This window comes from Paucibacter aquatile (assembly GCF_002885975.1).
Taxonomy (GTDB): Bacteria; Pseudomonadota; Gammaproteobacteria; order Burkholderiales; family Burkholderiaceae_C; genus Paucibacter_A; species Paucibacter_A aquatilis.
The window spans coordinates 2,422,403-2,444,136 of sequence record NZ_POSP01000003.1; the positions used below are offsets into that span (position 1 = coordinate 2,422,403).

Sequence of the window (21,734 nt, forward strand, 5' to 3'; positions counted from 1 at the left end):
GTGGCTGAGGCCGCTCAGTTCAGCGCCGCGCCAGCCACACCCCGGTGACCGCCACCACCATGCCGGCCAGGGCCAGGCCGTGCAGGGTCTCGCCAAACAAGGCCCAGGCGAACAACGCCGTGGTCGGCGGCACCAGGTAGAACAGGCTGGCCACATGGACGGCGCTGCCCTGGCGAATCAGCATGTGGAGCAAGCTGACCGCCCCCAGCGACAGCACCAACACCAGCCAGGCCAGGGCAAACACAAACGAGCCGCTCCAGCGCACTTCCAGGCTCTCCCCCCCAGCCCAGGCCGCCAAGGCGGTCAGAAGCAGGCAGGGCAGAAACTGAATCAGGGAGCCGGTGCGCAGATCAAACGCCGGGCAAAAACGCTTTTGATACAGCGTGCCCGCGGTGATGCCCAGCAGGGCGACAAACGCTGGCAGCAGCATGGCTTGCAAGGCCGGCGTGGCCAGCCCAGAGCCCAGCTTGTGGGCCAGCACCAGGCCGACACCGATCAGGCCCAGCGCCAGGCCCAGCCATTGCGCTGGCCGCACCCGTTCACCCAGGAACAAGCCGGCGCCCAGCGCCGTCAGCAGCGGCTGCAGTCCCACCAGCAAGGCCGTGATGCCGGCCGGCAAGCCCTGGGCAATCGCCGTGAACACCCCGCCCAGATAGACCCCATGCACCAGCAGGCCCGAAACCGCGATGTGCACCCAGGCCCGGCTGCCCCGCGCCGGCCAGGGCGCTCGCGTCCACAGCACCACGGCGCCCATCAAGAGCAGCACCAGGGCATAGCGCAGGCTCAAGAAGGTCAGCGGCTGCGCATCGGGCAGCCCGTACTTGGCGCCGATGAAGCCGGTGCTCCACAGGGCCACAAACAAACAGGGATAGAACTGCGGAGGAACGAGGCGGGCGGCATCAGGCATGCGGCAGTATCGCCGCCAGGCCCGAGCGAGACCGCAACCGAGCGGGTATTCAGACGGCCGCCGCAGCCCTTGCCTCAGCCCTTGCCGCAGTGCTGTTCCTCGCAGGCCACACCATCCTGGTCGCCGTCCATCTGCACCCCGGGGCAGTGACGCAGGAAGTAGCTCGCCTCCGCGCAAGAACGCATCTGGCTGCAATGCGTGCGGCCGTCGCAGCGAAAGGACTCGGAAGAAGGCGCGAGCGCTGGAGCCGGCTCTGTGTTTTGCCCTGCGCCGGGCGGAGCGGCACTGATGCGTTGCAGTTCGCTCAGGCTCTGGCGGTAGTGCTTGTAGCCGTAGGCTCCGAGCGAAGCCATCAAAACGACAAAGACCAGGGCGCGCCAGAAGGTCGAACTGCCGCTGAGCGCAGGCGGCGAGGCGAGAGCAGCGCCAAGTCCAGCATGCCGACCCACCGCCGCCTTGCGCTCAAGCCGCTGCGCGGCTTCGCCCGGCAACGGCGCCTCGAGTTCCCTGTCTCGGCCTGTGCCCACAGCCAAAGCCAGGCGCCTGACATGCAGCGCTTGCGGCTTGCCATCCTTGCCAGTGCCGAGATCAAAGTGCAGGGTCTCGCCCACGGTGGGCCGGCTGCCATCCTGCGCAAAGGCGCTGATATGCACAAACAACTCGCGCCCACCCTGAGTGGGCGCGATGAAGCCAAAGCCACGTTCGTCGTTCCAGGTTCTGAGAATGCCGCTGGACATGGTGCGCTGCCTCTGTCAGCACCGGTTGGCGCTCAAGCTTGCAAATCAGATCGAGCCTGGCCTCATTCACGCATGTTTGCGAGTTGGCAGAGGGCCGCTGCGATCACGTTCGGGCCGCTGTGCTGCGGCGTTAGCGCTGAGCATAGCAGCGCCCTGTCCCAGCATGAACCCAGTTGCCCACGGGTTTTCCCGGCCAGGCGGTGGGGCGCCAAACCGACAGCGGCTCAATCCACCGCCATGCTGTCAAACTGCAGCCGCAGATTGGACACCGCACCGCATCCCAACCCGCCACAACCGGCCGTGACGCGCAGGCCACCAGAGAGCAGCAGAATCTCCCCTGCGCGGACCACGGCGCTGCCTCTGGCCGTGAACTGATGACCGCGAAACTCCAGGCGCCCAAATGAGATCTCGCCAATGCTGCTGCGCGCCTCCACGCTGCGAAAGGACTGGGTGGCCATGTCGAAGATCGACAGCCGACCGAGCACCTGCGCACTGGCTCGGCCATAGCCCAGCAGGCCGAAGGCGGTCAAGGCACCGCTGACCCCGGCCGTGGCCCGGAAGCTGACCGTGCGGCTTGACGGGGCCACGGTCAAGGCACTGACAAAGGAGCTGTGCTCCACATGACCGCCGGGGTTGTAGGCCGCCACGCTGATCCCCACGCGGCCCAGATTCGGAAACTTCTCATTGCGCGCGATGCCGAAGAATCCTCCGGCGGCACCCTGCCGCCCACCATCGAAGAACGGTGGGAACAAGGTGGGGTTGTGCCCCAGCACAAGCTCGGAATACGCCACGTCTTCGGCCACCGCCTGCTTGCACAAAGCCTGGATCTGGGCCGCCTGAGCCTGCGCGGTGCTGCCTTCGGCCGGCGTTGGTTCCTGACCGAGCACGGAACCGATCTCGTCGGCCTGGCGCTGCAAGGCCTTGAGATCGAGCTTGTGCTCACTCCAGGCCCGGGTATTCAGCTCCTGCACCAGATGCTTGAGCGCCGCCTCGCTCAAGCAGCGCAGTTGCAAGTCCGGATTCAGAACTGCGGACTCGAAATCCGTGGATTCAATCGTTGCGGTCATGCCCATCGTTCACCCCCCAAAGCCAAGACCGGCGCAGTGTCGGGATCGCGCAGTGGATCGACCATCCCATGATTGAGACTTGATCCAAAGGGCTCACGATGGCCGGTATGCGGTGGGCCACTGAACCCCGCAAAATAGCGCCCCATGAACGACAACCGACTGCAACAGGAGTTGCAACGCCTCTACGGCAGCCACGGCCCCGCCGTGGCTGCACCGGCGCGCGCGGCCGTGCTGGAACTGGCCCGCCCCGCCGACTGGACCGCCTTGGGTGCCCTCTGGCGCGGCGTGCAAAGCGATCTGGGTCTGCCAGCGCCGGCCATCGCCGTCAACGGCCGCGACGGATTCCAGCTCTGGTTTGCGCTGACCGAGGACGGCCTGGCGGCAGAAGCCGACGCCTTGCTCCAGGCCCTGGTGCGCGCCTACCTGGCCGAGCTCCGGCCGGCGACACGGCTGCTGCGGTGGACTTCGAGCTCGCAGGCAAGTGCACCCAGCCTGCCGCCGCAGCGGGCAGCGCCCGGCCAGTGGTCCGCCTTTGTCGCCCCCGATCTGGCCCCGGTCTTCAGCGAAGAGCCTTGGCTGGACACCGAGCCCGGCCCCGAGGCCCAAGCCGAGGTGCTCTGCCGCCTGAGCTGCATCCCAGCCACGCAGCTGCGCGCCGCGCTCGCATCCCTGGATCACGCCATCGGCCGCGCGCCCACCCCACCCTCAGCCAGCACGGCCCCGGCGGCGCCCCGGCCCCATGCGGCCCCTGCATTCCCGGACTGCGAGCCACGCCGCTTTCTGCGGCGCGTGATGAATGACGAAACCGTCGCGATGGCGCTGCGCATCGAAGCCGCCAAGGCGCTGCTGCTTGCACCTTCGCAGCCCGAGCCCGGCGCTTGAATCACGCGCCGGCTTGATGCCTGCCCATCAGCCCATGGGGCGCACGCCGATCCAGGCCGCATGGGCCCAGAAGGCGAAGCCGGCCCAGGCAGCAGCGCCGATCAGCACGGTCAGGGCCGTGGCGATGGGCGCGCTGTTGAGGGCGGCGGGCGGCTGGGCGCGGTCGCGCTGGCGCGCGGCGCGGAAGCAGAGCACCGCCCAAATCAGAAAGCCGCCGAACAGCAGCAGCTCGGCCAGCGTGTTGTTGGCCACCAGATGGGCCAGGGCCCAAACTTTGACGCTCAGGATCATCGGGTGGCGCAGCTTGGCCTTGATCGCATTGCCCGGCACGTAGGCGGCGACCAGCAGGACGAAGGCAAGCAGCGTCAGCAAGGCGGCCAGGTGGTTCATGCCCTTGGGCACGGCCCAGAGCGCCACGGGCGTCTGCCGGGCCAGGCCAAAGCCCCAGACGATGAGGCCGAAGCCCAGCAGCGACAGCAGGGTGTAGACCAGCTTCCAGCGCTGCGCGCCCATGCGGGCGATTTGGGCGCTGCGCCAGCCCTCGGCCACGATGCGCAGCGAATGAACGCCCAGAAAAATCACCAGGCCCAGGATCAGTTCAAGCATGAATCTCCGCCTCTCGATGTTGGATGGTTGGCTTGCCTCGGCCCGCTTTGTACGCGATGCGCCGCAAGCCTGCTGTCATCATGCGGTATTCTTTAAATATATTTAACCGGCCGCATGGCCCCATCCCCTGCACACGGAGAGCACAGAACATGACACGAGGCGTGGGCGGCAGCACCGCATCCGAGGCCCTGGCCCATCTGGCCCGGCAGTTCCAAGACCGCGCGCCGGTCGCCCCGATTGGCCTGGCCGAATACCGCCAGCGGGTGGCCGCGGCACAAGCGCTGCTGAGGCAGCAAGGCCTGTCGGCGCTCTACGCCCATGCCGGCACGAATATGCGTTACTTCAGCGGCACAGTCTGGCACCCGAGCGAACGCCTGGTCGGCCTGATCATTCCGGCGGAAGGCGAGCCGCAGTACATCGCACCGGCATTTGAAGAAGGCACGCTGCGCGAATACATGGTGCTGCCCGGTGCCCTGCATGTCTGGGAAGAGCACGAGAGCCCCTACGCGCTGTGCCGGCGCGTGCTGGCCGAGCTGGGCCTGGGTGCCAGCGCCAGCCGCCTGGCCATCAGCGAGGACACACCGCTGTTCGTGGTGGACGGCCTGCAGCGCGAGGGCCTGGCCTGGGTCAATGCCAAGCCGGTGACGGCGCCGCTGCGCATGCGCAAATCGAGCGCCGAGCTGGCCCTGATGCAGCGCGCGCACGACATGACCCTGGCGGTGCAGCAGGCCGCCGCCAGCATCCTGCATGAGGGCATCAGCACCCGGGAGGTCGAGGCCTTCATCGCCGAGGGCCACCGCGCGGTCGGCGCGCGCGGCTCCTACTTCTGCATCGTGCTCTTCGGCCCGGCCACGGCCTTCCCACATGGGGTGAAAGAAGCACAGCGCCTGCGCCTGGGCGATATGGTGCTGATCGACACCGGCTGCCTGGTCGAGGGCTATATGTCCGACATCACGCGCAGCTATGTCTTCGGCACGCCGAGTGCGCGGCAGCGCGAGATCTGGAACCTGGAGCAAGCCGCGCAGGCCGCGGCCTTTGCGGCGGCGCAGATTGGCACGCCCTGCTGCGAGGTGGATCGCGCCGCACGCCGCGTCATTGCCGCCGCAGGCCTCGGTCCGCGCTACGAACTGCCGGGCCTGCCCCACCGCACCGGCCACGGCTGCGGCCTGGACATCCACGAATGGCCTTATCTGGTCGACAACGACAGCACCCCACTGGCCGCCGGCATGTGCTTCAGCAACGAGCCCATGATTTGCGTGCCCGGCGAATTCGGCGTGCGCCATGAAGACCATGTCTACATGACCGAAGCCGGCCCGCGCTGGTTCAGCCAGCCGGCGCATTCGATCGACAATCCCTTCGGCTTGGACTGAACAGGCGGTGCAGCCGCCCGGCTGCAGCTATCAGGCCATCATTCAGGCGGTCACTCAGGCCACTTGAGCTCCAGCAGTTCGCGCAGCAAGGTATTGACGTTGCTGCGGATCGCGCCCTCGCTGGCCATGCGCATGCGCTCGTTGGGGTCGAGGATGGCGGAGCCGAACTCGGCCGTGTGCTGGGTGCGCAGCTTGCGCTCGTAAATGGTGCGGCCGGTGCGCGATTCCATCAGGGTGTAGCTCAGCGTCACCGCCACCTTGGCGTCCAGCACGGCCACCATGGGTTGGTCCAGCAGCATCAGGGTCACGCGCAGCTCGTAGCGCGCATCGGCCGGGCGCGGCGCATACAGGCCGGTGTCGCGCAGGGATTCTTCCAGAGCCTCTTGCAGCGAGGCATTGCTGATCTTGGCGCCCCAGAATCGCCCGGTCGGCTGGCCACCCGACACTGGCATCAGCTGCACTTGCGCGCGCAAGCCGGGCGGCACCCAGCTGCGCAGCTGCAGGCTCTCGGCCAGGCTCAGGCGCATGGCGGGCGCATCGGCCGGCGTGCCGCAGCCGCTCAAGCCCACGGCCGCAAGGGCCAGCGGCAGCATCAGCAAGGCACAGCGGCGCGGCATGGGGTGATCGGGCATGGCAGGCATGAGGCGCGAAGCGGCAGAGTGGAGATGAAAACAGAGCCCGGACCTTCAGAGCCGGCGGTGCTGCAGCGCCGGCAACTGGCTGCGCACCGCGGCCAGGCGCGCGGTATCCAGCTCGGCCAGCACCAGGCCCTCGCCTTCCGGCAGGCAGCCCAGCACCTCGCCCCAGGGGTCAACGATCATGGTGTGGCCCCAGGTCCTGCGGCCATTTTCATGCCGTCCACCCTGGGCCGGTGCCACGATATAGGCCTGGTTTTCGACCGCTCGGGCGCGCAGCAGCAGCTCCCAATGCGCCTGGCCCGTGGTGTAGGTGAAGGCCGAGGGCACGCAAAACAGATCGCAGGGCGGCCGGCCCGGCTGAAAACTCATCGCCCGGTAGAGCTCGGGGAAACGCAGGTCGTAGCAGACGCTCAGGCCGATGTTCAGCCCCTCGGCCTGCAGCATGACCGGCGCCGCGCCGGCCTCCAGCACCCGCCCCTCGTCGTAGGCCTCGCGGCCGTTGTCGTAGCGGAATAGATGGATCTTGTCGTAGCGCGCCGCCAGCCGGCCATCGGGCGCGTAGACACAGCTGGCATTGCGCACACGCTCGGGGTCGGAGGTGCGCAGCGGCAAGGTGCCGCCCACCAGCCACAGGCCCAGCTCCGCCGCAGCCTCGCGCAGCGCGCGCTGGATCGGAGCACTCGGGTCGCCTTCGGTCTCGGCCACCGCCAGCTTGTCGCGGTCCTGCAAGCCCATCAGGCAGAAGTACTCGGGCAAAGACGCCAGCTGGGCTCCTTGCGCCGCAGCCTCGGCCAACCAGTGGCGCGCCCGCGCGAGATTGGCCGCCACATCAGGACCGGACACCATCTGAATCGCTGCGATCTTCATCGGTTCACCTTCGTTCTACGGACATTCAACAACCGGCTGCAATCGGCACGAAGCAGCCTTTGGTTTTGCTCGTGAGGCCCTGCAGCCCGTGCCGCCACCGGGCTCATGGTTCCGGGGTCGGCCCTAACGGGCCGACTTCCCTGCGCTGCTCGCGCCTCGGGGCTGGCGCATAACTCACTCCGCTCCCTGCGTTCGCTTCGTTCAGACAGAAGCGCCAAGTCAGAACTTGAAGCGCACGAGTACATGCGCGCCCCGAGGCGCTGCGCTGCTCGGCCCGGCACAATTCGCCCGGCAGCGGCACGGGCTGCAGGGCGCTTGCATCGCGGTCGATGTGCCTCTTCCACGGTGGAACACGCCACCTCCGGAGGTGGCTCGGCCCGCCGACGGGCGATTTGTGCGCGGCCGAGGGCGCAGCGGAGCGGCTCAGGCGCGCGTACTCGCGCGCTTCAAGAACTGACTCGGCGCCACTGTTTGACCACAGTGAGCGCAGCGAACGGAGGGAGTTTGGCGCCGCTGAGCCGCGGAGTGAGCAGCGAGGGAAGTCGGCTCTCAGAGCCGACCCGCGAACCATGAGCCCGGCGGCGGGCCGAGCCACCGCAGCGTGCGTGAGCAGATCGGCACGACGATGGTCCGCAATGCGCCGCTTACCGCCGCTCACGGCTGACGCTCCGCAGCGCTGGCGGGTGTCGATGCCTCCTCGGCCTTGTGCTCCACCTTCTCCACCTTGGGGTCCACCCAGCTGCCGGTGATGTGGAACTCGCGCGTGCTGGCCGCCGCCAAGGGGCGGCTGAGCAGCAGCTGGGCCAGGAAGGTGCCCAGGCCGATGGCCGGATTGACGGCGGCATAGGCCAGCGAGGCGCCGCCCGCGTTCAGCTCAGGCACCACCAACACGCGCAGGTTCTGCGTCTCGGCGGCCAGGTCGGCGCGCCCCTCCACCAGCACGGCCGCTTGCACACCGCGGGTGCGCAGATTCTGGCTGCTGGCCACGCCGCGCTCGATCTTCACATCACCCTGGATGCCGTCGAAGGTGAAGCCTTCCGAGAAGACATCGCGGAAATCGAACAGAAAGCGCCGCGGCAGCGACTGCAGGCTCAGCACCCCGAGCAGGCGGCCCACACCGGGCTCCACGGTCAGGAACTGGCCCGACTCCAGCGCCACATGCAGCTGGCCGCTCATGCTCGCGTAATCAGGCGAAAGCGGCGAACCGGCCCAGCCGATCTGGCCGGTCAGCTCACCGCGGCCGCCCCGCAAGACCCGACCCTGGCCCATGCGCTCGAGCAGGCTGCCCGCGTCCAGCAGCTCCAGCTTCCAGTCCAGCTCGCTGCGGCGCTGCGCCTGGCCGGGCTCGTTGATCCAGCGGCCTGTGCCGTTGAGCACGGCGTCGGCCGCCTTGAGCTGCAGCTTGTTGAGATGCCAGTCGCGCTGCGGGCCGGTGGCGCGGGCCTGCACTTCCAGGCGGCCCAGATGCTTGTCGCGCAGCTCGAAGTCATCGACCACGATGTCCAGATCGGGCACGCTGCGGGTGTCGCTGCTGCTCGTGTCCGCCTGCGGCTTGCCGGCCAGCAGCTGGCTGACCGACTCCACCTCCTGCTTGGGCAGGGAGAGCCGCCCCAGGCGCGCAAACACCAGGCCGTTGCCGGCATTGCGATGCTCCACATAGCCGCTCAGCTGATCGGCATCGAGGCTGAAGCGCCAGCTGCGCAGATCGCCGCCGGGCAGGCGGCTGGCGCCCAGCACCAGGCGATTCAGGGTGCGGCCGGCCAGATGCAGGCTGCTGGCGCGCAGGGCGATCTGCTGGGGCAGATAGCTGAGCTCGGCACCCTCGGCCTCTGCCGAAGGGGTCACAACAGCAGCAGCCGTGCCAGCCGGGCTGCTACTGCTCTGCCAACGGCCCAGGGTCTGGCGCCAGGCATCGAGATTGAGGCTGTCGAGATTGGCGTGCAGCTGCACGCCGCTGGCCGGCAGCGGCGGCAGATTGTCCTGCACGCTCAGGGCGCCGCGCAGCACCCGCGCCGGTTCCACCGTCAGGTCGCGCTGGTAATGGGCCAGCACCGTGTTGCCCAGTTCCAGGCGCAGCTCATCGCGCGCCGACTGGCTGGCACCGGCGGCCAGCGGCGCCAGCACGGTCTGCACGCGCAGGGGCAGGATGCTGTCGGCCTCCTTGCGCAGCGGCGCCGGCAGGTCCAGGGCCAGTCCTTGCAGATTGCTGCTGAGCTGGAACTCGGGCTGGCCGTGGCTGAGGCCCAGTTGAAGGCGATAGGCCGCCTGGCCGCTGGCGGCCTGGGCCAAGGGCGCCAGGGCGCTGAACTCGGGCGTGCGGCGCAAGGCTTCGGCCGTGGCCACGCCCTGGGCCACGAAACGCAGGCTGCCATCGGGCAGGCTGCCGCCCTCGATGGCGGCATCGCCACCGGCCACACGGGCCTGGGCGCCGACGATCCGGACGCTGGCCTGATCGAACTCGATGCGGCCGCGGGCAATGCCCAGCACGGGCACGCCGGGGCGGATGCGCAGCTCGTTGCCACCCAGCTGCACGGCGCCGCGCACCTTGCTATGGGCGATGTCATGCAGGGGCAGGCTGAGGTGCAGCTTGAGGGCGGCCGGGCCGCTGGCCGAGGTCTGGGCCAGCATGCCACTGGTCCAGCCATGGACCGGTGAGCTGCGCACATAACGCAGCAGCTCCTGGGCCGGGCCGCTGCCGCTGCCATCGATGTCCAACACCTGGTCGTGCAAGAGGCTTTTGATCCCGCCGCTGATGCCATTCAGCTCGTAGCCGAACACCCGCGCCTGGCCGCGGCGGATCGCCATGCTGCCGCGCTCGAACACCAGCTCGGCATTGACGCGCTCGAGCGCCGGCCAGTTCAGGGCCTGGCCCGGCTCGGCCGGCACGTAGGCCAGATCGATGTCACGCGCCTGCGTGCTGATGCGGAACTGCCCCACGCGTTCGCTGCTCTCGAAGGGAAACTCGTGCAGCGGGCCGCGCACTTTGAAATTGATGGCGCGCGCCTCGCCGCCGCGGATGGCTTCGCGCACATAGCGCAGCGCATGCTCGCCCACAGCCAGGGGCAGGTAGGCCACCACCCGGCGCGCGTCGATGCGCTCGATCTTGCCGTTCAGATCCATCCAGCCGAAAGGCTGGGTGTCTGAGCCGGCGCGCCAGACGGCGTCGAACTCGCCGCGCAGATCGGCATTGGCCAGTTGCAAGTCCTTGACGCGCAGCTCCAGGCGGTGGCCGGGCTTGGCGGCCGGGTCCAGGCGCCAATCGAGCCGGGCACTCAAGTGCTTGAAGGGCGGCAAGGGGTTCTGGAACACCCCGGGGACATCCAGCCGCCCGCCCTCGGCCAGGCTGAGCTTGGCCTGGCCGCCACGCTCGCTGGCCTCCAGCTGCAGGCGCAGGCCGTCGAAGCCGGGCCGGCCCACGGCAGCATGCGAGGCCGGATCGGCCGGTGGCAGCGCAGGCCGCGCCGCCATGCGCAAGCCGTCGAGCTGGGCCTTGATCTGGTAGCTGCGCGGCGCCTCCAGCGGGCCGTCCCAGCGCGCGTTCAGGTCGCTCAGCACCCCTTGGGGCGCCAGATCGGCCAGGCGCGCGCGCGCGGCCTCACCGACCGGCAGGCGTTGCAGCAGCTGGGCCAGCAAGGCCATGTCCAGGCGCTGCACCTGCAGATCACCACCCAGCAGCGGCGGCAGCCCGGCGGCTGAAGCGCCTGCAGCGACGGTCGAGCTTGCGCCCGCCGCCTTGGCCAGGCGCAGGCGCAAGCCCCAGTCCGAGCGCGGCCACACTGTGCCATCGCCGCTGACAAAGCCCAGCTGCTTGGCCTGCAGCGAGAGCTGCAGCGGCTCGTTGAGCAGCTGCAGCCGGCCTTCGATGCGGGCCAGGACCAGGGGTTCAGCCTGCGGGTCCAGGCGCAGCTTGACCGAGCGCAGGCCCAGGTCCACGGTCACGCCCTGGGACTCGCCTTTTTTGTAATCCAGCCAGGCACGCAGGGCGCCGTCGCCCTCGCTGAGCTCGAAGGGCAGGTCCACATGGCGGCGCAGCTGGTGCAGGTCGGCGCGCGGCAGGTCTGCATAGAGCTGGCCGCTCCAGCTGCGCAGCTCGGAGGGGCGCTTGAGCAGCTGCTGGCGGAACTGGCCCTGCAGGCTGAAGCGCTGGCCCCACTCGGGCGGCGGGCTGGCATCGAGGCGGAAGCCATGCTCGCGCAAGCCATTGCGCATGACCAGGTTCAGATCGGACAGCTCCAGCGGCGGCGCGGCGCGGCGCTCGTCCACCCAGCGGATGCGGCCCTGGAGGATGACGAACTCATGCTGGCTCAGCAGCCAGTCGGCCCAGGCCTCGGCCATATCGGCCGTCTGCACCTGGGGCGCGGCATCGACGTTGAGGCCGGCGACAAAGATATGCCCCTGGCGGTCGCGGCGGATCTCCAACTGCGGCGCATCGATCAGCAGCTGCTCGAAGCGCAGTTGCCAGGCCAGCACCGAGCGGGCCGACAGGGCCGCAGCCACACGCGGCAGGCGCAGGGCCTCGCGGCCTTGCGGGTCGAGCAGGCGCACATCGCGCAGCTCCAGGGCCGGCACCCAGCCGCCCGAGGTGACGGTGATGCTGCCGATGCGCAGCGGCACGCCCAGGGCGGACGAGGCGCGCTGCTCCAGCTGCGGGCGCCAGTCGTCGATGCGCGGCAGCACCAGCCAGTGCAAGGCCAGCCAGGCCAGCAAGACCAGGCCCCAGGCCAGCAGCAGCAAGCCCAGCAACCAGCGCCCGCCCACACGCAGCCAGCGCAAAGGGCGACGCCAGCCGATCAAGCCGGAGGGGCCTGAGGCGGGGCTGAGGGTGACAGCGGGGTCTCGGCTGAGCTCGGGCATGAAGAAGATGAATGGCGGCTCAGCGGTACGGCAAAGCGTTGAACGTGGCGGTCAGCAAAAAACACAGCAGAAAGCAAGGCTCAAACAGCCCGCACGCAGCAAGCCCCAGCAGGGCGCCCGCTCGCGCTGGCATGACTTTAAGCGCTTGCTTTCCGCGGGCTTTGAAGTTTCTGCATACTTCAGCCCTTCTCGCCTGCGGAACGCCTGCCCTGGCTCCGCCGAATCTAGCACAGCACTCTTTCGCTCCTTTCTGCCGTCCCCGCCCATGACCGAGCCTCAAACCGACCTGGTGGCAGCGCCTTCCGCCCGCGCCGAACACAGCCGCTTTGTGCAACGCGTGCGGCGCCGTTACGAGAAAGAGCTGCCCCTGCTGCCCGCCGGCCTGCCCTCGCGCGCAGCCATGCAGACCCTGGTCGAGGCGCTGCAGGCCCAGGGCCGCAGCCTGGCCAGCGCCCTGCGGGTGGCGCGCCATCTGGTGCTGGAGCGCCTGGCGGTGTTCGATATCGAGCAAGGCGCGGCCATGCACGAGATCACCGAGGCCATGACCCACCTGGCCGAGGTCAGCCTCTGCCTGGCCCTGGCCGCCGCCCGTGCTGAGCAGGACCTGGTGGCCGGCGCGCCGCGCAACGAAGCCGGCGAGGTGATCGATTTCTGGGTGCTGGGCATGGGCAAGCTGGGCGCCCGCGAGCTCAATGTCTCCTCCGACATCGACCTGATCTACGTCTACGAAGACGAAGGCCAGACCGACGGCCCGCGCCCGGTCTCGGCCCACGAGTACTTTGCCGGCGTGGCCAAGAAGCTCTACGCCCTGATCGGCGAGGTGACGGACGACGGCCAGGTCTTCCGCGTCGACCTGGCCCTGCGGCCCAATGGCAACTCGGGCCCGGCCGCCGTCAGCATGGCCATGCTGGAAGAGTATTTCCTGGTGCAAGGGCGCGAGTGGGAACGCTTTGCCTGGCTGAAGAGCCGCGTCGTGGCGCCGCTGGAATCGGTGCAGAACGGCCGCGCCCTGGCCCTGCGCTCGCTGGTGACGCCATTTGTCTACCGCCGCTATCTCGATTACGGCGTGTTCGAAGGCTTGCGGCAACTGCACCGCAAGATCCGCGACGAGGCGCAGCGCCGCGCCGTGGGCCGGCCCGAGCGGGCCAACGATGTGAAGCTCTCGCGCGGCGGCATTCGCGAGATCGAGTTCATCGTCCAGCTGCTGCAGGTGGTGCGCGGCGGGCATTTCCCCGAGATCCGCACCCGCTCCACCGTCAAGGCCTTGAGCCGGCTGGCCAGCCTGGGCCTGATGAAGCCGGACACGGCCGAGAAGCTCAGCGAGTGCTACGAGTTCCTGCGCCGGGTCGAACACCGCATCCAGTTCCTGGACGACCAGCAAACCCATTGCCTCCCCTCGGCCGACGAAGACCTGCTTTGGATCGCCCACAGCCTGGGCATGGTGTGCAGGCCCGAAGGATGCGAACTCTTGGAACAGCTGTGCGAGGTGCGCGAGACCGTCGCCAACGAATTCGACGCCCTGTTGCACGACAGCCAGGCGCCCAGCCCCTCCAGCGGCCCCAAGGGCTGCCGCAGCTGCAACGGCCCGGCCCTGCCGGTCGACGCCGAGGAATTCCTGGCCAAGCTGCAGCCCGAGCTGGCCACGGCCGTGCGCCGCTGGGCCAGCCAACCGCGGGTGCAGAACCTGCGCGAAGACTCGCGCCTGCGCCTGGCCAAGCTGGTCGGCCGCGCCGCCATGGCGGTGCGCGACGAGGGCTGCAGCCTGGATGCCGCCCTGCGCTTTGTCGATTGGATGGAGCCGCTGCTGCGGCGCGAGAGCTATTTGGCCCTGCTGGTCGAGCGCCCCTCCGTGCAGACCCGGCTGCTGCGCCTGCTGGGCCTGGCGCGCTGGCCCATGCGCTATCTGATGCAGCACCCGGGCGTGATCGACGAGCTGGCCGACAACCGCCTGCTCAGCGAACGCTTCGACGGCCCCGGCTTCCTCAGCGATCTGCAGGCCCGCCACGAGGCCTGGGAGCGCAGCGGCGAGGCCCACGAAGAAGCCCTGCTCGACACCTTGCGCCGCGCCCACCATGCCGAGGTCTTCCGCACCCTGGTGCGTGACATTGAAGGCCAGATCACGGTCGAGCAGGCCGCCGACGAACTCTCGGCCCTGGCCGACGCCGTGCTGCAGTGCACGATAGCCTGGACCTGGGCCCGCCTCAAGCAGGCGCACCGGCCCCAGCCCCGCTTCGCCGTCATCGCCTACGGCAAGCTCGGCGGCAAGGAGCTGGGCTATGGCGGCGACCTGGACGTGGTCTTCCTGTTCGACGACGAAGACGAGGCCGACAAAGACCTGGTGCCCGAGGTCTATGGCGCCTTTGTGCGCAAGCTCATCACCTGGCTGACGGTGCGCACCGCCGCCGGCGAGCTCTTCGACATCGACACCGCCCTGCGGCCCAATGGCAACTCGGGCATGCTGGTGACCTCGCTGGCCTCGTTCGAGAAATACCAGACCGGCCGCGGCAGCAACACCGCCTGGACCTGGGAACACCAGGCCATCACCCGCGCCCGCTTCTGCGCCGGTGACGCCAGCCTGGCGGCCCGCTTCGAAGCGGTGCGCAGCCATGTGCTGACCGCGCCGCGCGACCATGCCGCCCTGCGTGAGGAAGTGAAGGCCATGCGCGAAAAGGTGCGCGCGGCCAAGCCGGTGCGCGCCGGCTGGTACGACCTCAAGCACAGCGCCGGCGGCATGATGGATGCCGAATTCGCGCTGCAATACCTGGTGCTGGCCCATTCGGGCGCTCACCCCGAACTGATCCCCAACCTCGGCGTCATCGCCCTGCTGCAGCGGGCCGAAGCGGCCGGATTGCTGCCGGCCGGCGTGGGCCGCGCCGCGGCCGATGCCTACCGAGAGCTGCGCCGCGCCCAGCACCGCGCCCGCCTGGACGAGCAGGCCACCACCTTTGACGAGGCGCGTCTGGACGAGCTGGGGCTGCGCGCCCAACGGGATGCCATCCTGGCGCTCTGGCGCGCCGTCTTCGAGGCCGCTTGAACTTGGCGTTCGCACAGGCCCGCGCCTGGCTGGGCCTGTGCGCCCTGCTGGCGGCCGGCGGCCTGCTGGCCGGCGCCCTGCCCAGCGCCGCGCTCGACTGGCAGCCCAGCCTGGCCGCGAGCGAGCCCTGGCGCGCCTGGAGCGCGGCCTGGGTGCACTGGAGCCTGATGCACCTGGGCGCCAATCTGGCCGGCTGTGCCGTGCTCGGCGCCCTGGGCCTGAATGCCCGCCTCGGGCCGAGCTGGGCCCTGGCATGGTTCGCCGCCTGGCCGCTGACCCAGTGGGGGCTGCTGCTACTGCCCACCTCGGCCGGCCCCTTGCTTCATTTCGGCGGCCTCTCGGGCGTGCTGCACGCCGGCGTGGCCGTGGCCACCGTCGCCTTGCTGCAACGCCCCGGCCGTGATCGCCACATCGGCCTGGCCATCGCCGCCGGCCTGATTGCCAAGCTCTGGCTCGAACAAGCCTGGACCGGCCCGGCCATGCGCGAGGTGGCCGGCTGGGACATCGCCGTGGTGCCGTTTTCGCATTTCAGCGGGGCGGTGGCGGGCGGCTTGTGTGGGCTGGTGGCTGGGTGGCGGAGTCGGGGTGAACAGGTGAACAAGTGAACGGGTGAAGCAATACCTCGCCCTCCACCGCTCACCACGCCGCATTCACCCATTCACCCATTCACCTATTCACCCATTCACCTATTCACCCGTTCACCCGTTCACCCGTTCACCCGTTCACCCACTCCCCCCCATGCCCCGCCACACCCACCTCGACCCGCGCGCCATCGTCCTGCTGCTGATCTGCTGCGTCATGTGGGGCCTGAACCAGGTGGCGGTGAAGGCGGCGATGAGCGAGATGGGGCCGCTCTGGCAGGCGGGGCTGCGCTCGCTGGTGGCGGCGGGGCTGGTGGCGCTGTGGGCGAAGTGGCGCGGCATCGCCCTGTTCCAGCGTGATGGCACGCTGCGCGGCGGCCTGCTGGCGGGCGCCTTGTTCGGCCTGGAGTTCGCCTGCATCTTCATCGGCCTGCAGTACACCAGCGCCTCGCGCATGGTGGTGTTCATCTACCTGAGCCCCTTTGTCGTGGCCCTGGGCATGCCCTTCATCTCGGCCAGCGAGCGCCTGGCGCCGCGCCAGATCGCCGGCCTGGTGATGGCCTTCTCGGCGGTGGCCTGGGCCTTCTCGGAAGGTTTCCATCAAGCAGAGGCCAGCCGCCCCTTGCAATGGCTGGGTGACAGCCTGGGCGTGCTGGCGGCCCTGCTCTGGGGCGGCACCACCCTGGCCATCCGCGGCAGCCGCCTGTCCAGCGCCAGCGCCGAGAAGACCCTGCTCTACCAGCTGGGCATCTCCGGCCTGGGCCTGAGCCTGGCGGCGCTCTGGGTCGGCGAGCCGCTGCCGGCCGAATGGTCGCTGCGCCTGAGCGGCCTGTTCTTCTTCCAGGCGGTGATCGTCAGCTTTGCCAGCTACCTGCTGTGGTTCTGGATGATCCGCCACTACCCGGCCACGCGTCTGGCCAGCTTCACCCTGGCCACGCCGCTGTTCGGCCTGCTGGCCGGTGCGGCGCTGCTGGATGAGGCGATCAGCCCACGCCTGGGCCTGGCCTTGCTGGCCCTGGCGGTGGGCGTGGCTCTGGTGAACCGCAAGCCCGAACCGGCGCCGAACGAGGAAGAAGCCGGTGGTTCCCGTGGCGTGGCGCCCACAGGTGCTGCCACGGGCAAGCCCGGAGATCGGTAGTTTTTCCGCCCCGTCTTGCGTTCAAGGCCTGCGGGCTCCCTGCCGATACTGCTTATTGCAATCCATTGCAATACCATGCAGGGACGCACCCGATTCCGCCCGTCAGACGCCTGGAGGCGCAGACGGCGCTCGGTCGAGGCACCACGGCAGACGCGCTGCGCCCGCTGTGGCCTGACCGGTTCTGGTCCGCGCTTCACCGCAAGGCATGAAGCGAGGCTGTTGAATGCCCCGCCTTGCCCCCGCGTTCATCCCAACTGACGAGACGCCTCCATGCGCCCATCTACGCATTCCACACCGATCGCCAGCACCCCTGGCTGGGCCCGCCCCGGCGTGAACTGGTTCCGCAAGATGATGTTTCCGGCCAAGGCGGGCGTGATCCTGGTGCTTCTGGTGCTGCCCATGCTCATGACCTTGGGGGTGCTGATCTCCGATCGGAAGTCCGCCTGGCAAAGCACGGCCTCGGAGCGCACTGGCCTGGCCACCATCCAAGCGATCTTGCCGGCCATGGAGGCCACTCAACTCTTGCGCCGAGGACTGATCGACCGAGCCAATGGGGTGGAGAGAAGCGACCTGCCGGCCTTGCAGGACCGGTTCAAAACGGCCTTCGAACTGTTGCACAAAGAAGCCAAGCCGCGCCTCGACAGCTTTGAAGACAAAGGCGACGAGCACTGGAAGCCGCTGATGGCCGCGCATGAGGCCGCGTCGCGCCAGGCCAGCCAAGGCATGAGCGCGGCCGAGGTTCGCAAACCCTATGTGGAAATCAGCAAGCAGTTGGGCGACCTGGTCGAGCATGTGGCCAATACCAGCGGTCTTGCCCTGGACCCCGAAGGCGACAGCTACTACCTGATGCTGGCTGCGACCTTCCATTTGCCGCCCCTGATGGAGAACCTGGGCTTGAGCCGAGGAGCCCTGGCGAACTATGTGATGGACCCCAAGCCACAGCGTTTGGCCACCGCAGCCGCCAGCGTGGCCATAGACAAGGCGCTGCTGAACAGCCTGCGCGACGACCTGATCCATGCCGCAGAGTTCAACCCGGCCCTGGCACAGAGCAAGCTGGCGGAACAAATGACCAGCGCCCTGGACTTCACCACCCGCGGCGAAGCCTTGCTGCAGCAAGACAGCGTCGGCGAACGCAAGGCTGCCGACATCGTGCAAGAGGCCAGCGCCGCTCTGGTGGAGCTGAGCGGCATGCAGCGCGCCCTTGCAAAACAACTGGACGCTCTGCTCGAAGCGCGCCAGCAGCGCCTGTTGCACGGCACGATCCTGGGCGCAGGCGGCGCCTTGGTCTTGCTGCTGGCCGGCCTCTACTTTTTCTATTGCTTCTACCGGGTGATGAATTCCGGCATCAGCACCCTGATTCAGCGCATGCGCGCCATGGCCGGCGGCGACCTGACCGACACCCTGACACCCAAGGGCCGCGACGAGACCGCCCTGCTGATGGGTGCACTGGCAGAGATGCAGCTGTCCTTGCGTGCCACGGTCAGTGAGGTTCGCGAGGCGGCCGATGCCATCAAGCTGTCGGCGGACGAGGTCGCCACCGGCAGCATGGACCTGTCACAGCGCACCGAGCAGGCGGCCGCCAATCTGGAGGAAACCGCCTCGGCCATGGAGCAGATCAGCTCCACCGTGACGCAGACGACGGAGGGCTCCTCGCAAGCCGCCGGCGTGGCCAGCCAGAACGTCAAACTGGCCGATCAGGGCGGGCAGGTGATCGAGCAGGTGGTCAACACCATGTCCGAGATCCAGGACTCCAGCCGCCGCATCGGCGAGATCATCGGCGTGATCGACAGCATCGCCTTCCAGACCAATATCCTGGCCCTGAACGCTGCCGTGGAAGCCGCCCGGGCCGGCGAACAAGGCCGCGGCTTTGCCGTGGTGGCCAGCGAGGTGCGGGCCCTGGCCCAGCGCAGCGCCGAGGCAGCGCGCGAGATCAAGCAGCTGATCGTGGCCAGCGGCGAACGGGTGGAGCTGGGCAACCGCATCGTCAGCGAGGCCGGCACCACCATGCGCGCCATCGTCGAGAGCACCAGCAAGGTGGGCAGCCTGCTGCAAGGCATCTCCAGCGGTGCCCGTGAACAGGCCCTGGGCATCGAGCAGGTCGGCAAAGCCATCCACGAACTGGACCAGATGACGCAGCAGAACGCCGCCCTGGTCGAGGAAACCGCCGCGGCCTCCAGCGGCATGCGCCAGCAGGCTGAGCAACTGGCCCGCGCGGTGGACGCCTTCAAGCTGCCCTGAGCCTACCGCGAGGCCGCGGCCGCCGACCCTGACAGTGGCGATGGCGGCTGCGCCCGCCGCGCCGCGTGCATCAGCCGGATCACCTGCACCAGATCGCGCGGCGTGAAGCGGCTGCCGGCCTCGGTGTCCACCCGGTGCACCATGACCAGGCGCTGCAGCGGATAGACGCCCAGCATGTGCACATCGACGCCGGTGTGGAAGAAGGCCGGCGGGTCCTCGGGCCGGGCCGGCAACAGCACATCCCAGAGCCGGCCGTAGGCCAGGCCCCATTGCGGCTGCACCACCGACACGGGCTGGGTGCTTTGCTCGATCCAGTCGCGTGGCAACAGTTGCTGGCCTTGCCAGCGGCCGCCCTGCAGATAGAGCTGGCCGTAGAGGGCCAGGTCATGCGCACTGAGCCGGAAGTGCTGGGCGGGGTAGCGCGAGCGCGAGGGTTCGCTCTGCACAAAGCCGTCCCAGCGGGCGAGCCAGGCCGCATCGGGCTCCGGATCGCCCTCGCTCCAGCGGCCGATGCGGGCCTGCCAGTCCAGCATGCCCAGGGGCTTGGCAATGTCGCGATCGAAAGCCTCGAACACCGGCCCGCAGGCGCGCTCCAGCACGGCGGCCGCGGCGTTGAAATCCCAGTTGTTGTAGTGCCAGTGCGTGCCCTGCGCATGGCTGCCGCGCGGTGGCTTGGCGGCCTGCATGGCGGCGCTCTCGGCTGCGGCCGGGTGGTAGATGCCCGAGCGCGATTGCAGCAGCTGCAGCACGGTGGCGCGGCGCTCCTCGGCCGTGAGCGCAGGCGCGTTGTCGTCGATGCCCAGCTCGGCCAGCGTGGCCTCCAGCCTCAGCCGGCCCCGTGCCACGCATTGCCCGACCAGGGCGCTCAACACCGCCTTGCGCATGGAATGCAGCAGCAAGGGCTTGCGCACATCGCCCCACTCGAAGAACACCCGGCCCTCGTGCAGCAAGATCATCGATTGCGAGCCGGCCTGGGCCAGAAAGTCAGCCAGCGCCTGCAGGCGCTCGGCGTCGTAGCCGGCTTCGGCCGGGCTGATGCGCTCGAAGCGATCGGGGGCGGCAGCCGCCTGCGCCGCCGGTGAGTTCAGCACGAGCAGCAGCCAGCCAAACGCCAGGATTCCACGGCGCAGGGCGGAGGCAAGCGAGGGCAGGTCCAGGCGGCAGCACATGGCCGCAGTCTCGCACGGGCCGGTCGCTCAGAACAGGCTTTGCTGCGCCTGCTCAGCGGCCGAAGTCGCTCCACGCCGGGCCGAGGCCTTGCTGGGCCGCGCTGTCGACGGCAGGCCGCTCTTGCGCGAACCATGCTTGTCCTGGATGCGCTCGGCCTCGGCCTGCGCCTCGGGGCGGCGGCGCTGGCCGTAGAGCGCCTCCTTGGCGCGGGCCAGAGCGGCGCACTCGTCGACGATGGGCGCGGGGTAGGCCGCCGTGCCCAGCTCGGGCAGCCAGCAACGCTGGTACTCGCCCAGCGGGTCGTGCTCGCGCGCCTGCTTGGCGGGCGAGTAGATGCGCAAGGTGTTGATGCCGGTGGTGCCCGACTGCATCTGCATCTGGCTCCAGTGGATGCCGGGCTCGAAGTCCAGGAACTGCCGCGCCAGGAACAGACCGGGCTCGCGCCAGTGCAGCCACAGGTGATAGGCGGCAAAGCTGACCAGCATGGCCCGCATGCGGAAGTTCAGCCAGCCAGTGGCACGCAACTGGCGCATGCAGGCGTCCACCATGGGATAGCCCGTCCGCCCCTCGCACCAGGCTTCGAAACGCTCGCGGTCAACGCCCTCCAGCGGCGCGCTCTCCCCAGGGCGCAGGCCATCGACGGCGCGGGCCAGGTTGCGCCATTCCAGGGCCGGCTCGTCCTCCAGCTTCTGCATGAAATGGCAGTGCCAACGCAGCCGGCTGGAGAAGCCGCGCAGGCCGTAGGCCAGGCTGCGGTCCTCCGTGCTGGCGATGCGGCGCTCGGTGGCCTGGTGCACCAGGCGCATGGAGATGGTGCCGAAGGCCAGGTGGGCGCTGAGCCGGCTGCAGCCCTCGGTGGCGGTGAGCGGGCTGGAAAGCGCGCTGCGGTAGTCGCGCCCGCGGCCCTCAAGAAAACTGCCCAGGGTCTGCCAGGCGGCACGCTCGCCGGGTGGCGTGGCCGGCACGGTGCTGGGTGCGAAGCCCAGGTCCTGCAGCCGGGGCAGTGGCGCTTGCGGCTGATCGAGCCAGGGCTTGAAGCCCAGGGGCCGCGGCAGCGGCGCCGCATCCATGCGCTGGGCCCAGAGCGCGGCCCAGCCGCTGCGCGACTTCAGGCGCCGCACCACCCCGGTCTGCGGCCACTCCTGCCAGGCCACGCCGCGGGTGCGGCACCAGCGGGCGACCTCGATGTCGCGAACATAGCTCCAGCCCGTGCCGGTTTCCTCGTGGCTGAGCAGGTGGCTGAAACCCAGCTCCTGGCGCAGCTGCTCCAGCACCGCCACGGCCGAGCCCACGCGCACGATCAGGGGCAAGCCGATGCAGGCCAGGTCTTGCTGCAGCGCCTCGGCACAGGCCAACAGGAACTCGACATGCCGGGCCTCGCACTCGGGGCTCTGCAGCCACTCGGGTTCGATCAGCAGCAGGGCCGCCGCGCGCTCGAACTGCGTGGCTTCCACCAGCGGCGCATGGTCGCGCAAGCGCAGGTCGCGCTTGAACCAGACCAGGGCGGTGGGGGTGGAGGGGTGGGAGGATGCGGTCGGGGGCCTCATGCGGGGCTGAGGGGGCGGCCTTCATGCCACCCCTGCAGCGCCCCGCAGACTAGCGCGAAAGCCAAGGCCTCGCGGGCCGGCGGGGCTTACGCGGCGCC

Annotated in this window: 15 protein-coding genes; 6 read left to right on the forward strand and 9 right to left on the reverse strand. The window is 69.2% G+C overall.

Translation table 11 applies throughout. From position 1 onward, the window contains the following. Window positions 1–19 precede the first annotated feature (19 nt). From C1O66_RS13610 to C1O66_RS13620, 3 genes are all read right to left on the reverse strand, one after another. Entirely contained in the window at window positions 20–907 is an 888-nt protein-coding gene (locus C1O66_RS13610; RefSeq protein ID WP_102768373.1) for a DMT family transporter, read from the reverse strand. 74 nt (window positions 908–981) lie between these two features. Next, the gene (locus C1O66_RS24420) at window positions 982–1,644 is read right to left on the reverse strand and encodes a cold shock domain-containing protein (protein ID WP_102768374.1); all 663 of its coding nucleotides are present in this window, start codon (window positions 1,642–1,644) and stop codon (window positions 982–984) included. A 224-nt stretch (window positions 1,645–1,868) separates the two neighbouring features. After that, window positions 1,869–2,711: a hypothetical protein gene (locus tag C1O66_RS13620; RefSeq protein WP_133155215.1), complete on the reverse strand. Its 843-nt coding sequence runs from the start codon at window positions 2,709–2,711 to the stop codon at window positions 1,869–1,871. A 144-nt stretch (window positions 2,712–2,855) separates the two neighbouring features. On the opposite strand from C1O66_RS13620, the gene C1O66_RS13625 reads away from it, so the two are divergent. After that, window positions 2,856–3,593, forward strand: a complete 738-nt coding sequence (locus tag C1O66_RS13625) for a hypothetical protein (protein WP_102768376.1) — start codon at window positions 2,856–2,858, stop codon at window positions 3,591–3,593. 27 nt (window positions 3,594–3,620) lie between these two features. Here the strand turns inward: C1O66_RS13625 and C1O66_RS13630 are convergent, their stop codons facing one another. Next, window positions 3,621–4,199, reverse strand: a complete 579-nt coding sequence (locus C1O66_RS13630) for an NnrU family protein (protein ID WP_102768377.1) — start codon at window positions 4,197–4,199, stop codon at window positions 3,621–3,623. Window positions 4,200–4,348: 149 nt separating this feature from the next. On the opposite strand from C1O66_RS13630, the gene C1O66_RS13635 reads away from it, so the two are divergent. Then, window positions 4,349–5,569, forward strand: coding sequence for a M24 family metallopeptidase (locus C1O66_RS13635; RefSeq protein ID WP_102768378.1), 1,221 nt, complete (start codon window positions 4,349–4,351; stop codon window positions 5,567–5,569). A gap of 50 nt (window positions 5,570–5,619) precedes the next feature. Here C1O66_RS13635 and C1O66_RS13640 read toward each other — a convergent pair whose 3' ends face one another. The 3 genes from C1O66_RS13640 to C1O66_RS13650 form a co-directional block, all read right to left on the reverse strand. Continuing rightward, entirely contained in the window at window positions 5,620–6,210 is a 591-nt protein-coding gene (locus C1O66_RS13640) for a hypothetical protein (RefSeq protein WP_102768379.1), read from the reverse strand. Window positions 6,211–6,255: 45 nt separating this feature from the next. Continuing rightward, window positions 6,256–7,074, reverse strand: a complete 819-nt coding sequence (locus tag C1O66_RS13645) for a carbon-nitrogen hydrolase family protein (protein WP_102768380.1) — start codon at window positions 7,072–7,074, stop codon at window positions 6,256–6,258. A gap of 654 nt (window positions 7,075–7,728) precedes the next feature. After that, window positions 7,729–11,928, reverse strand: a complete 4,200-nt coding sequence (locus C1O66_RS13650; RefSeq protein WP_102768381.1) for a YhdP family protein — start codon at window positions 11,926–11,928, stop codon at window positions 7,729–7,731. Window positions 11,929–12,193: 265 nt separating this feature from the next. Between C1O66_RS13650 and glnE the strand changes: the two genes are divergently transcribed. The 4 genes from glnE (at window position 12,194) to C1O66_RS13670 (ending at window position 18,919) form a co-directional block, all read left to right on the forward strand. After that, window positions 12,194–14,962 carry a bifunctional [glutamate--ammonia ligase]-adenylyl-L-tyrosine phosphorylase/[glutamate--ammonia-ligase] adenylyltransferase gene (gene glnE, locus C1O66_RS13655; RefSeq protein WP_102768382.1) on the forward strand — a complete coding sequence of 923 codons (2,769 nt, stop codon included), beginning with the start codon at window positions 12,194–12,196 and terminating at the stop codon, window positions 14,960–14,962. 2 nt (window positions 14,963–14,964) lie between these two features. Beyond that, window positions 14,965–15,567: a rhomboid family intramembrane serine protease gene (locus C1O66_RS13660; RefSeq protein WP_102768383.1), complete on the forward strand. Its 603-nt coding sequence runs from the start codon at window positions 14,965–14,967 to the stop codon at window positions 15,565–15,567. 133 nt (window positions 15,568–15,700) lie between these two features. Then, window positions 15,701–16,681, forward strand: a complete 981-nt coding sequence (locus tag C1O66_RS13665) for a DMT family transporter (RefSeq protein ID WP_102768384.1) — start codon at window positions 15,701–15,703, stop codon at window positions 16,679–16,681. Window positions 16,682–16,951: 270 nt separating this feature from the next. Beyond that, window positions 16,952–18,919 carry a methyl-accepting chemotaxis protein gene (locus C1O66_RS13670; protein WP_243392794.1) on the forward strand — a complete coding sequence of 656 codons (1,968 nt, stop codon included), beginning with the start codon at window positions 16,952–16,954 and terminating at the stop codon, window positions 18,917–18,919. Between the two features lie 2 nt (window positions 18,920–18,921). On the opposite strand, the gene C1O66_RS13675 is transcribed toward C1O66_RS13670, so the two are convergent. Beyond that, window positions 18,922–20,088: a serine hydrolase domain-containing protein gene (locus C1O66_RS13675; protein ID WP_102768385.1), complete on the reverse strand. Its 1,167-nt coding sequence runs from the start codon at window positions 20,086–20,088 to the stop codon at window positions 18,922–18,924. Between the two features lie 27 nt (window positions 20,089–20,115). After that, the gene (locus tag C1O66_RS13680; RefSeq protein ID WP_102768386.1) at window positions 20,116–21,636 is read right to left on the reverse strand and encodes an FAD-binding domain-containing protein; all 1,521 of its coding nucleotides are present in this window, start codon (window positions 21,634–21,636) and stop codon (window positions 20,116–20,118) included. Window positions 21,637–21,734: the final 98 nt, after the last annotated feature.